This is a genomic window from Streptococcus mitis, from assembly GCF_001579045.1.
Lineage (GTDB): Bacteria > Bacillota > Bacilli > Lactobacillales > Streptococcaceae > Streptococcus > Streptococcus mitis_D.
On record NZ_KQ970263.1, the window covers coordinates 61,269 to 74,045 of the forward strand.

The window sequence follows — 12,777 nt, forward strand, 5'->3', positions numbered from 1 at the left end:
TAGATTTTATGTCAGATTGCATTTTTTGTAAAATCATCGCAGGGGAAATTCCTGCTTCAAAAGTATATGAAGATGAGCAGGTTCTTGCCTTTCTTGATATCTCTCAAGTGACACCAGGACACACCTTGGTCGTACCAAGAGAACACTATCGCAATCTTTTAGAAATGGACGCTACCAGCGCTAGCCAACTCTTTGCCCAAGTACCAAAAGTAGCTCAAAAAGTCATGAAAGCTACCAAGGCTGCTGGTATGAATATCATTGCCAACTGTGAAGAAGTCGCAGGACAAACCGTCTTTCATACCCACGTTCACCTTGTACCTCGCTACAGTGCTGACGATGACCTCAAGATTGATTTTATCGCCCACGAACCAGACTTTGACAAACTTGCTCAAGTCGCTGAAACCATCAAAAACGCCTAAGGAGTTGCCATGAAATTATCCAATCTACTGCTATTTGCAGGAGCTGCAGTCGGAAGTTATCTGGTCACAAAAAATCGCCAAACCATCACAGATGAAGTCTTGAATACCACTGACCGCGTTCAAGCTATCAAGGACGATGTGGATATTATCCAAAACAGCCTGCAAATCATTGACCAGCAAAAAGAACTCATCAAGGAATACCAAGAAGACCTAACTTACAAGTTTAAGGTCTTGGAAAAGGATATCCAGACCAGACTAGCTGTCATCAAAGAAACACAGGAAATTGAAGATAAGTAAAAAGAGCCACTCAGCTCTTTTTTAAAAGGTAAACAAGTTATATCCCATCAACTATACATCATAATTTAGGCAACTCATTCACCATGTCACAACTAAATCGAAGACTTTCCGCCGTAATGAAAACACCTGAAACAGCTTGGTTTCAGGTGTTCGGAAACTTTGAGACCTAGGCCCAAAGTTTAGGTATGGAACTTCGGAAAAGGTCGCTACCGTCCGTCATTACTTAAGGAAAGTCTTAAAAAATCTATAAACAAAAAGAGCCCAACGGCTCTTTTTACTTTTATTCTCCTTCAAAGGCATCTTTAATATGGTCAAAGAAGCCCTTTTTCTTTGGATTGACTTTTAAATCACCAGCAGCTGCGAATTCTTTCAAGGCTGCTTTTTGGCGGTCGTTCAAGCCTGTCGGAGTCACAACATTAACGGTAACGTATTGGTCACCAACTGCACCGCCACGAAGACTTGGAGCTCCTTTACCACGTAGACGGAATTTCTTACCAGTCTGAGTTCCCTCTGGGATAATCAATTCAACATCACCGTGAACCGTTGGGATATCAACTGTATCACCAAGAGCCGCTTGGACAAAGTTGAGGTTGAGATTGTAGAAGATAGTGGTTCCTTCACGTTCAAACTTGTCGCTGGCTTCCACAGAAACTACTACATACAAGTCACCGTATGGTCCACCGTTAAAGCCTGCTTCACCCTGACCAGCTAGACGAATTTGTTGACCTGTTTCCACACCAGCAGGGATTTTCACATGTACGCTATGAGCTTGTTTTTCATGCCCTGTTCCGTGACAGGTTGTACATGGATCTTTGATTTCTTTTCCACGACCGTGACAGACATCACAGGTTACTTGGCGACGCATCATACCAAGAGGAGTTTGTGTATCAACGTTAATGACACCAGCACCATGACAGCGTCCACAAGTGACTGGACTTGTTCCTGGTTTAGCACCAGAGCCATTACATGTACGACAGCTTGCTTCACGATTGTACTTAACTTCTTTTTCAGCTCCAAAAATAGCTTCTTCAAAGGTCAAATTCACACGGTATTGGAGGTCATCCCCCTGACGAGGAGCATTTGGATTGCGTGAAGTACCGCCTCCACCGAAGAAGCTTGAGAAAATGTCCTCAAAACCACCGAAGCCACCTGCCCCATTGAAACCGCCAGCTCCACCACCGAAGCCTCCAAAGCCACCATTGGCACCAGCCGCACCATATTGGTCATAGGCAGCCCGTTTTTGATCGTCACTCAAAGTTTCATATGCTTCTTGAACTTCCTTGTACTTTTCCTCAGCACCAGGCTCCTTGTTGATATCTGGGTGATATTTTTTCGAAAGCTTACGATAAGCCTTTTTGATCTCGTCTGCCGAAGCGTTTTTTGACACCCCCAGACGATCATAAAATTCAGTATTGTTCATACAAGATACCAAGACCGTAAAATTCGACTGAAAAATAGGAAATCTGACGCTGGAGCGATGCTCCTAGGCAGATTTATCTTTTTTCCGAGAATTTAGGTCGGGTTCAATTCCTTTCTTTTATATTGAGTCAAAAATTTGGGAACCCGTGTTCAGTTGCGAACACTCTTTGTTCCTTTCTATAATTTTCATGTAAATATTTAGAGGTTGTTTTCTATACTCTGCTTCACTTGATTAAACTCTTCATCTGATAGAGTAAATATCAAATCCTCTTCAGCATACTCGTTCTGTTCTTTAAAATAGTTGTCCGTATTCTCTGCCAACCCTAAACCGAAAATCACTTTTCTTGCAAACTCTTGATGTGCAAAACCAATAGCCGTAATGATTTGTTTATCTTGGACAAGAACTTTCGGTTGGAAATTCTCACGTGGAAGAAATTCAAAATAGTCAAAGAAGTTTTGCCAAATTCCACCTGTAAATTTCGTGTCGTTCAACAAGCCTGCTTTCGCCAATAAAAGAGGCGCTGAAGAAATGGCTGCAATTAGGATATCTTGCTCATTAAGACTTCTCAAAAACGAGATCAATTTCTCATCTTGTAGAGTAGGACCTATACTTACCATTCCTGGCAAAATCACACAAGAATAATCTTCTATACGGATCTGATCCAATGTTTTCATCGGTTGACAGGACAAACCATCCTCAGAGACCACCATCGAATTCTCAGAAGCTACATAATCAATCGTGATATCAAAAGACAGAGCTAAAGTACTCGTTAAAGTGGTTATCTCATAAAGAGAAAAATTAGGATAAATGATACAAAGTACTTTTTTCATACGCAACATCCTCTATTTTATCGAAAAACAGAGGCTGGGTTGCAACCTCTGGATTTCTTCCTATCATTACGACGTTCGAGTTTTAAAAATCAAACTAGTAATGCTAAATCGAGCACTCCCTAACCTCTTGGTGAAAAAGACAAATCTTCCTAGAAACTAAAGTTTCTGCGTCAGATTTCCTATTTTCACTGTGAGGTTTTAACGGGCTTTTCATCTTACTTTTCAGTAAACTCTCCGTCTACGACGTCATCGCCTGCGTTTCCTGTTGCTTGTGCACCTTCTGCTCCTGCTTGAGCTTGTTGGGCTGCTGCGGCTTGTTCGTAGAGTTTAACAGCAAGTCCTTGAGCTTTTTCGTTAAGAGCTTCCAATTTAGCTTTCATGTCTTCAAGGTTACCTGATTCTTGAGCTTTCTTAAGATCATCAAGAGCAGCTTGGGCAGCGTCGCGTTCTGCGTCGAAGCCTTTGCCTTCAGTTTCCTTGATTGTCTTTTCAGTCGCAAAGATTGCTTGGTCTACTTCGTTACGAAGGTCAACTTCTTCTTTACGTTTCTTATCTGCTTCAGCGTTAGCTTCTGCATCTTTCATCATGCGGTCGATTTCTTCGTCAGTCAAACCTGAGTTCGATTGGATCACAATAGTTTGTTCTTTTTGAGTTCCAAGGTCTTTGGCCTTAACAGATACGATACCATTTTTATCAATGTCAAATGTTACTTCGATTTGTGGGATACCACGAGGTGCAGCTGGGATATCTGTCAATTGGAAACGTCCAAGCGTCTTGTTATCTGCTGCCATTGGGCGTTCCCCTTGAAGAACGTGGATATCAACGGCTGGTTGGTTGTCTGCTGCTGTTGAGAAGACTTGTGATTTAGATGTTGGAATTGTTGTGTTGCGGTCGATGAGTTTTGTAAATACTCCACCCATTGTTTCGATACCAAGTGACAATGGTGTTACGTCAAGAAGGACAACGTCTTTGACATCGCCAGTAATGACACCACCTTGGATAGCCGCACCCATAGCAACTACTTCGTCAGGGTTTACTGATTTGTTTGGTTCTTTACCAGTTTCAGCCTTAACAGCTTCAACAACGGCTGGGATACGAGTTGAACCACCAACAAGGATCACTTCGTCGATTTCTGACAAGCTCAAACCTGCATCTGAAAGGGCTTGACGAACTGGAGTTTTCGTACGTTCAACAAGGTCACGAGTCAAATCGTCAAATTTAGCACGAGTCAAAGTCATTTCCAAGTGAAGAGGTCCAGCCTCACCAGCAGTGATAAATGGCAAGCTGATTTGAGTTGAAGTTACACCAGAAAGGTCTTTCTTCGCTTTTTCAGCTGCATCTTTCAAACGTTGCATTGCCATCTTGTCAGTAGACAAGTCAATACCGTTTTCTTTCTTGAATTCTGCTACCAAGTGGTCAATGATTTTTTGGTCAAAGTCGTCACCACCAAGTTTATTGTCCCCTGCAGTTGACAATACGTCGAAGACACCGTCACCCAATTCAAGGATAGAGACGTCGAATGTACCACCACCAAGGTCAAATACCAAGATTTTTTCTTCTTTGTTAGTCTTGTCCAAACCGTAAGCAAGAGCTGCTGCTGTTGGTTCGTTGACGATACGTTCTACTTCAAGACCAGCGATTTTACCAGCGTCTTTTGTTGCTTGACGTTGAGCGTCGTTGAAGTAAGCTGGAACTGTGATAACTGCTTTAGTCACTTTTTCACCAAGGTAGTCTTCAGCGTAGCCTTTCAAGTATTGAAGGATCATAGCTGAGATTTCTTGTGGAGTGTATTCTTTTCCGTTAGCAGAAACTTTTTCAGAAGTTCCCATCTTAGATTTGATAGAGATAACCGTATCTGGGTTTGTAACTGCTTGACGTTTTGCAGCATCACCAACGATGATTTCGCCGTTTTTGAATGAGACTACAGATGGAGTTGTACGGTTTCCTTCTGGGTTTGCGATGATTTTGCTTTCAGTTCCTTCAAGAACTGCTACTGCTGAGTTTGTTGTACCTAAGTCAATACCGATAATTTTAGACATGTGTTTTTCTCCTTAAATTTTATATTCTATTTTTCTTTTTGATACTCTTCTTAAGTGGCGGCGCCGTCAGAGCTTGACTTCGTCAATCTCTTTGACTAAACTTTGAGCCTAAGGTCTAAAAGTTTACGCAAATAGCGCCACGGCGAAGAGTATCGTCTTTGGTTCGCTTCGCTCACTATTGCAAAGCTGAACTACTTTTTATCTTTCTTTCATAGTTTATTGTCGTTTCGGACAAGTTCTTATTTTTTAGGTGTCAATGTAATAACAATCACCACTTTATCCCACTCCAAAATCTTCTGTTTCAAAGTTCTATTTGGATAAGCTTTATAATTAATTTCATAAACACTACCACCATTTAGAGTGATTTCACCCCATTGTTTAAGCCCTTCAAAATATTCCAGCCTTTTTTTCTCAGTTCGTTCAAACTTAAAAACTGTTTTCTGACTTTGATAATTCCAATTGTTTTTTGAAGCTCGTTTTCTAGTCGTAAAAAGATTTTTTAAGAGCCCCCAAAAAAGACGTAAAACTGGGTAAACAATCAATAACCATAATAACACTACTGCTATTAGCACTATTACTGTTACTGGACCATATTCCTTTATCAATTGGATTAATAAACTTATTTGTTCCATCTATTCCTTTCTAATTATACACCACAACCATAGCCGGTCTTAGGATACGGTCATGGAGTTTGTAGCCTTTTTGGAAGACTTGTGCGATGGTGTCTGCTGGATGTTCGTCATCTGCTGGCATGGTTTGAATAGCCATATGGTAGTTATGGTCAAATTCACCGTCAGCTGCGATTTCTTCGATTCCTTCTTCTTTCAAAGCGTGAATCAAGCTTTCTTGCACCATTTCCAAGCCCTTCTTCACATCATCTGTCAAACCTTCAACTGCGAGTGCACGCTCAAGGTTATCCAAAGAAGGGAGAATCGCTTTTGCCAAGTCCTGGCTGCGATAACGTTGCAAGTTTTGACGCTCTTCATTGGCACGGCGTTGGATATTTTGCATTTCTGCATGAGCGCGAAGGTATTTATTTTCGAACTCATCCGCACGTTCATTTGCCAAGTCCAATTCAGACTTCTCAGGAGTTGCTTCTTCAACTGTTTCCACAACTTCCTCTTCTTGAACTTCTTCTACTTCTTCATTTTTTATATCTTGGGCCATTTTCGCCTCCTTTAATGATTTCAATCTTAATGTACTTCGTAATGATTACTGCTGAGATAGCGGTAAAAATCTGTCAACTTCATGGTCAAAACACGGTTGACCACATTGACCTGATTGATTAACTGCTGGTAATCCAGATTGACCGGACCGATAATCGCTAGAATTCCAACTCCCCGATAAGGAATGAGAAACTTGCTACTAATCACCGCTAGGTCAGCTAGACAGGACTCTTGACTGTCCGCAACACGGACATTTTGCATCTGATCTTCATGCAGACCCTCACGAATCTCCAAGGCCACCTTTTGCGGCTGATCAAAGAACTGATAGGCTGCTAGATTGGCAAAATTCAAGAGATTGACCTTGCCCGCCACCACAATATTTTCGTCGAACATTTCCTTAAAGATGTGTTCAAAGAGATCGATAACATTGTCCGTTGTTGTGAAGTAACGCTGGATAATCTGCGGAATCTCCGTCCGAATCTTGTAGTGAATATCTAGAACAGTGTGACCGAGGAAACGTTCCTGAATGATTGCCTTCAGTTGCAGCAAATCCTCCTGCAAGAAGTTCCTTGGAATCAGAAACTGACTAGTAACCGTTCGCGACCCATCTAGGGTAAATACTGCCAAGGCTGTATGTTGCCCCAAAACAACGATATCAAAGGCTGTCAAACGTTGCCTGCTGGGCTCAACATCCAGTGCCACTACCGTACAACCACTCAGGTCTGTCAGTAGATTAGCAGCTTCTTGCAGAATATCCTCTAGCTTGAAGAATTCCTGATCAAAGGCTTTAACAATCTCATATACCTCATTTTCAGCCAGTCGATCAAAATCCAGTGAATGTTTCACATAGTATTGAAAACCAGCAACACTTGGCATCCGACCACTTGAAGTATGAGCCTTTTCAAGCAAACCTTGCTTTTCTAGAGCCGCCATGTCATTACGAATGGTTGCACTGCTAGAGTTAATAGACTCTTGTAAGGCTTTGGATCCGACAGGTTCGTGCGTTTTGGTAAAGATGTCAATAATCAGATTTAAAATATCCTGCTGACGCTCTGTAACCATCTCATCACTCCTCTCTGTCTGATCAATTAGCACTCGATACACTCAAGTGCTAACTTATGATTCTATTATACACCCTTAAAAGAGAATGTCAAGATAAAAACTCAAAAAATTAGCACTCTTTTGTCAAGAGTGCTAAAAATCAGTCTAAAGACCTAGAACCTTACTGTTCATCTACTTGATATTTCCTTTTAAGTCTTAAAAAACCATAGATTAGATAAGAAATCATAAAGGCATAGAGAGCAAAAATGACAAAGAAAGACATAGGAAGTTCTTCTTTAAATAAACTCATACAAACAACCAAACCACCTAAGAAAGTAGCTGTACATGAACGAAGTCTATATCGCATAACTTCCCATCTGAGATCCTTACTCATATAGACTTGATCCTCCGTAAGTAAATCAGAAGATGATTTACGAAGAATTGAACAAAAACCTGTTTCTATCAATTCCCAACCTCTATTTCTAAAATCTTGCAGTTCATGCTGATACTTTTTAAGAAATCTAGAATCATAGATACGGTAGATGACATCGTCTGGTTGACATTGGTCAAAATAGAAAAAACCAAAACGACTCGTTCTATATCTCCAGCCTTTCAAATGCATCTCATGTAAATATTCTTCTTCCTTGTCCAAATCAACAATGGTGAAAATCCGAAATTGCTTTTTATTTATCATGACTTCCCCTCCAATTTTGCGCATACCTACCCTATCATAAATCTGATAATTCCTTCTTTTTATGCCATAACTTCCAGCTAATATAGGCAACTATTAACAAAAGGATTAAAGACAAAAAAACATCTAGCCCGACCGCAAGTAAACTCCATAGACCATACGCATTACTTCTATTGAGCAATTTAAGTAAGAATGGTATATGTATGGCTAGCAAAAGTAAAACAGGTACTAATCGCAGTCTTAAAATGCGATTAACCATAGCTAACTTCCCTGCCGCGTCATTATAAATTTCAAACTCGGCATCCGATTCAATTTCAGAATGTGCTTTTCTAAAATAGGAAAAACTATTAAAGTCTGTAATATGCTCCCAGTCACAGTCTTTAAACAGTTGTAAATAGGAGGCTCTCTCTGATTTTTCCATTGGGTAAAAATCCAACTGATAAGATACTTGCTCAGGCTGACATTTTTCAAAGGTATACTTAACTACAAACAATAAGATAGAATAGCTTACTTTCCTAAGTTTCCAGCCCTTAGCATGCATTTCTCTAAAATATAGAGCCTCCCTCTCATAATCCGCAATTGTAAAAATTCGATAAACAACTTTCTTTTCCATCATCTTTCCTCCCGACTGTTTCTATAGAGCCGTTCAATACGTTTCAATTCAATATCTAAGACTTTGCGTCCCAAGTCTGTAATCTGATAGATTTTCCGTTTTTCCTCTTCTCGGACAAAGGAAATCAAACCATCCTTTTCCATTTTTGATAAGGTTCCATACATAGTTCCAGGACTAATCGAAACTTGCGAATCCGTCATCTCCTTGACCTTTTGCGTAATACTGTACCCATGACCTTCCTTTTGCAGACAGAACAAGATATAAAAACCCGTTTCCGTCATCGGAAGATAGACCCGACGAATCTTATCCGTTAATTCCATTTGCATTCACCTCCTATTCAGTTCGATATATCGCACCTCGTTATATAATATATCACACCTCGATATAAAACACAAGAAAAAAGATCACCCACAGGCAATCTTTCTTCTATATTAGTATTAGTAAAGGTCTAAATAATTATCAATTTCCCATTGTGAAACGAAGGTTGCATAACTTGCCCATTCGATTCGTTTGGCTTCAAGGAAACTAGTATAGATATGTTCTCCAAGAGCTGCTCTGACAACCTCATCTTCTGTCAAAGCCTTCAAAGCGTTGTGAAGGGTTGACGGAAGGTCTGTAATACCAGCTTCCTTGCGCTCTTCTGCTGTCATGATGTAGATATTTTCTTCGATAGGAGCTGGTGCTTCGATTTTATTTTCAATACCATGCAAACCAACTTCCAAAAGAACAGCCATAGCGATGTAAGGGTTCGCCATTGGATCCACTGAACGCAACTCAAGACGAGTTCCCATACCACGTGAAGCAGGAACGCGCACAAGTGGCGAACGGTTACGACCAGCCCAAGCAATGTAAACAGGTGCTTCATAACCAGGAACCAAACGTTTGTATGAGTTAACCGTTGGGTTCATGATGGCAGTATAGTTGTAGGCATGCTTGATCAAACCGCCAAGGAAATGGTAGGCAGTTTCTGACAACTGCATTCCTTTTGGATCATTTGGATCAAAGAAGGCATTGTTTCCTTCTGCATCAAACAAGGACATATTACAGTGCATACCTGATCCAGCAATACCAAATTTTGGTTTGGCCATAAAGGTTGCGTAAAGACCATGTTTGCGAGCAATAGTTTTAACAACAAGTTTAAAGATTTGAATCTTATCACAAGCACGGAGAACTTCATCGTACTTAAAGTCAATCTCGTGTTGTCCAACAGCAACCTCGTGGTGGCTGGCTTCTACTTCAAATCCCATTTTGGTCAAGACATTCACAATCTCACGACGTGTATTGTCCGCAAGGTCCGTAGGTGCCAAATCAAAATAGCCACCCTTGTCATTCACTTCAAGTGTTGGGTCCCCATTTTCATCCAACTTAAATAGGAAGAATTCTGGCTCTGGTCCAAGGTTGAAGGACTTGAATCCCACTTCTTCCATGTGACGAAGAGCACGTTTCAAATTACCACGAGGGTCTCCTGCAAATGGTTCACCTTCTGTTGTATAGACATCACAGATCAAACCTGCAACACTTCCATTTTCATCTCCCCAAGGGAAGACTGTCCATGTATCCAAGTCAGGGTACAAGTACATATCTGACTCATTGATACGTACAAAACCTTCGATAGAAGATCCATCAAACATAGCCTTATTTGACAAGACTTTATCTAACTGTTCATCTGTAGCAGGAATTTCGACGTTTTTCATGGTTCCCAAAATATCTGAGAACATGAGACGGATAAAGGTAACATTTTTTTCCTTGACTTCACGACGAATATCTGCAGCTGTGATTGGCATGAGTTTTCTCCTTAATGTATGACTACTTGCGGTTGCCTAACCGCGACCAAAAGGTGACCGTACTGAAGCAAAGCGACCCTGTTGGAGGAGTTCATTGTGAAGTGCACGACGCACCTCAGTCTGACTCACCGCTTTCTTGGATTTCGCTTCACGTTCAGCATATTTTTTCTTAATGGCAGCGATATTATAACCTTCAGAGATATAATCTTTGATTTCAAGCAGACGATCCATGTCATTCAAGGAATACATGCGACGGTTCCCTTCGTTTCGATCAGGCTTAATCAACTCTTGATCTTCATAATAACGAATCTGACGCGCCGATAGATCGGTCAACTTCATAACACTGCCGATAGGAAAAACAGCCATATTTCGGCGAAATTCTTTTTCCTTCATTTACAATTTCCTTCTTTCTGTCTATTATAGTCTAAAAAAAGACAAACGTCAATTGATAATGTTATAAAATGTAACATTATTTTTCTTTTTTCTCTAAAAAGAGCCGAATACGATCAATATCGTAATTTACGAGAATTGCAACAAAAACTCCCATGAAAGTTTCTGATACACGCGCAAATACGTACAAAATCGTTTCACCGCTCGGAATCGATAGGGTAATGATTAACATAGCTGCTACACCACCAATAACCCCTGCTTTGTTATTCATGGCTACATTTGTCATAATGGTTAACATGGTGCAGATTGGAACAACTACCAAGGTCACCCAAAAGGCTTCGTGGAAAAAACTATTTATTAGGAAGAAAACCAAGGCATAGAGGCCACCGATACTATTTCCTAGAATACGCGAAGTCCCAAAATGAACACTCTTATCAAAACTCTCCCTCAGGCTAAACACAGCTGTCAAAGCACCTATTTGAAGACCTTTCCAACCAAAAAAGCCAAAAATCAAGAGAACTAGAAAAACAGCTATACCTGTTTTAAAAGTTCGCATACCAAGTTTGAACTGGGATTTATCGAATTTATATTTTTTAAAATAACTCATAATCTCAACTTTCTATTTCCATTTTATCATAAATCGGTGATTTTTATGAGGAATAGTTGAGAGGAAGCGTTTTTATTTTAAACAAAAGAAAAGAGGAACTTTCATCCCTCTCTTCTTTGATTCATTTATGAAATCTTATTTTTCTGTCAAGGCTGCAAGTCCTGGAAGAACTTTACCTTCGAGAAGTTCCATTGATGCTCCACCACCAGTAGAGATCCATGAGAACTTGTCTGCACGGCCAAGGTTAATCGCTGCGGCAGCTGAGTCACCACCACCGATGATTGATTTAACGCCTGGTTGTTTCACGATAGCGTCCATCACACCGATTGTACCAGCTTGGAAGTCTGGGTTTTCAAATACACCCATAGGTCCGTTCCATACAACTGTTTTGGCACCAGTCAAAGCTTCGTCAAATTTAGCGATAGATTTTGGACCGATATCAAGACCAAGGAAACCTTCAGAAACTGCTTCACCTTCAGTGTCACGCACTTCAGTGTAGCCAGCAAATGCGTTAGCTTCTTTTGAGTCAACTGGCAAGATCAATTTGCCGTTTGCTTTTTCAAGAAGAGCTTTCGCAACATCCAATTTGTCTTCTTCTACAAGTGAGTTACCGATTTCAATACCTTGTGCTTTGTAGAATGTGTAAGTCATACCACCACCGATAAGGACTTTATCAGCTTTTTCAAGCAAGTTTTCGATAACACCAATCTTGTCTGAAACTTTTGAACCACCAAGGATAGCCACGAATGGACGTTCTGGAGTTTCAACTGCTTCTTGGATGTAGGCAATTTCGTTTTCAAGAAGGAAACCAGCAACTGCTTTTTCAACATTTGCTGAGATACCAACGTTAGATGCATGTGCACGGTGAGCTGTACCGAATGCATCGTTTACGAAGATACCATCTCCAAGTGATGCCCAGTATTTACCAAGTTCAGGATCGTTTTTAGATTCTTTCTTGCCGTCAACATCTTCGTAACGAGTGTTTTCAACCAAGAGAACTTGTCCATCTTCAAGAGCGTTGATAGCTGCTTCCAATTCAGCACCACGAGTGACACCTGGGAAAACAACGTCTTGACCAAGTTTTGCTGCCAAGTCAGCTGCTACAGGAGCAAGTGATTTACCAGCTTTATCAGCTTCTTCTTTCACACGTCCAAGGTGAGAGAAAAGAATTGCACGTCCACCTTGTTCGATGATGTACTTAATAGTTGGAAGAGCTGCTGTGATACGGTTGTCGTTAGTGATTACGCCATCTTTCAATGGTACGTTGAAGTCAACACGAACGAGGACTTTTTTACCTTTCAAGTCAACGTCTTTAACAGTAAGTTTTGCCATGTTACAAAAACCCCTTTATTTATTTTATTCGAAACTATTATATCACACTTTGGAAATATAAGGAAAGATTTCACAAGATTTTTCGATATTTAATCTTTGTGACATGCTAGAGTATATTATTTTTACTTTTTCTGACAATTTTTCTTCC

At 40.5% G+C, this 12,777-nt stretch carries 15 protein-coding genes; 2 read left to right on the top strand and 13 right to left on the bottom strand.

Annotation, left to right across the window (positions count from 1 at the left end; all coding sequences use genetic code 11):
• The first annotated feature begins 8 nt into the window (after positions 1-8).
• A complete protein-coding gene (locus SMIDD28_RS06465) occupies positions 9-419 on the top strand; it encodes an HIT family protein (protein ID WP_061425338.1) in 411 nt (136 codons plus the stop codon).
• 9 nt (positions 420-428) lie between these two features.
• Complete coding sequence (locus SMIDD28_RS06470) at positions 429-716, top strand: hypothetical protein (protein WP_061425339.1); 288 nt, start codon at positions 429-431, stop codon at positions 714-716.
• 280 nt (positions 717-996) lie between these two features.
• On the opposite strand, the gene dnaJ is transcribed toward SMIDD28_RS06470, so the two are convergent.
• The 13 genes from dnaJ to SMIDD28_RS06535 form a co-directional block, all read right to left on the bottom strand.
• Positions 997-2,136: a molecular chaperone DnaJ gene (gene dnaJ / locus SMIDD28_RS06475; protein ID WP_061425340.1), complete on the bottom strand. Its 1,140-nt coding sequence runs from the start codon at positions 2,134-2,136 to the stop codon at positions 997-999.
• A gap of 197 nt (positions 2,137-2,333) precedes the next feature.
• Positions 2,334-2,966, bottom strand: a complete 633-nt coding sequence (locus SMIDD28_RS06480) for a DJ-1/PfpI family protein (protein ID WP_061425341.1) — start codon at positions 2,964-2,966, stop codon at positions 2,334-2,336.
• A gap of 215 nt (positions 2,967-3,181) precedes the next feature.
• Positions 3,182-5,005, bottom strand: coding sequence for a molecular chaperone DnaK (dnaK, locus tag SMIDD28_RS06485; protein ID WP_061425342.1), 1,824 nt, complete (start codon positions 5,003-5,005; stop codon positions 3,182-3,184).
• 239 nt (positions 5,006-5,244) lie between these two features.
• Complete coding sequence (locus SMIDD28_RS06490; protein WP_061425343.1) at positions 5,245-5,637, bottom strand: hypothetical protein; 393 nt, start codon at positions 5,635-5,637, stop codon at positions 5,245-5,247.
• 10 nt (positions 5,638-5,647) lie between these two features.
• Positions 5,648-6,172, bottom strand: coding sequence for a nucleotide exchange factor GrpE (gene grpE / locus SMIDD28_RS06495; protein ID WP_061425344.1), 525 nt, complete (start codon positions 6,170-6,172; stop codon positions 5,648-5,650).
• Positions 6,173-6,198: 26 nt separating this feature from the next.
• Positions 6,199-7,233 carry a heat-inducible transcriptional repressor HrcA gene (gene hrcA, locus SMIDD28_RS06500; RefSeq protein WP_061425345.1) on the bottom strand — a complete coding sequence of 345 codons (1,035 nt, stop codon included), beginning with the start codon at positions 7,231-7,233 and terminating at the stop codon, positions 6,199-6,201.
• Between the two features lie 160 nt (positions 7,234-7,393).
• Complete coding sequence (locus SMIDD28_RS06505; RefSeq protein ID WP_061425585.1) at positions 7,394-7,906, bottom strand: DUF2812 domain-containing protein; 513 nt, start codon at positions 7,904-7,906, stop codon at positions 7,394-7,396.
• A 34-nt stretch (positions 7,907-7,940) separates the two neighbouring features.
• Positions 7,941-8,516: a DUF2812 domain-containing protein gene (locus SMIDD28_RS06510; RefSeq protein ID WP_061425346.1), complete on the bottom strand. Its 576-nt coding sequence runs from the start codon at positions 8,514-8,516 to the stop codon at positions 7,941-7,943.
• Positions 8,516-8,836 (bottom strand): PadR family transcriptional regulator, encoded by a 321-nt coding sequence (locus SMIDD28_RS06515; RefSeq protein ID WP_061425586.1) that lies wholly within the window; start codon positions 8,834-8,836, stop codon positions 8,516-8,518. The genes SMIDD28_RS06510 and SMIDD28_RS06515 overlap by 1 nt, the downstream gene beginning before the upstream one ends.
• A 117-nt stretch (positions 8,837-8,953) precedes the next feature.
• Positions 8,954-10,300, bottom strand: a complete 1,347-nt coding sequence (gene glnA, locus SMIDD28_RS06520; protein ID WP_001122886.1) for a type I glutamate--ammonia ligase — start codon at positions 10,298-10,300, stop codon at positions 8,954-8,956.
• A gap of 36 nt (positions 10,301-10,336) precedes the next feature.
• Positions 10,337-10,693 (bottom strand): transcriptional repressor GlnR, encoded by a 357-nt coding sequence (gene glnR / locus SMIDD28_RS06525; RefSeq protein WP_000659548.1) that lies wholly within the window; start codon positions 10,691-10,693, stop codon positions 10,337-10,339.
• Between the two features lie 76 nt (positions 10,694-10,769).
• Complete coding sequence (locus tag SMIDD28_RS06530; RefSeq protein ID WP_000119914.1) at positions 10,770-11,297, bottom strand: FUSC family protein; 528 nt, start codon at positions 11,295-11,297, stop codon at positions 10,770-10,772.
• 135 nt (positions 11,298-11,432) lie between these two features.
• Positions 11,433-12,629: a phosphoglycerate kinase gene (locus tag SMIDD28_RS06535; protein WP_001096743.1), complete on the bottom strand. Its 1,197-nt coding sequence runs from the start codon at positions 12,627-12,629 to the stop codon at positions 11,433-11,435.
• Positions 12,630-12,777: the final 148 nt, after the last annotated feature.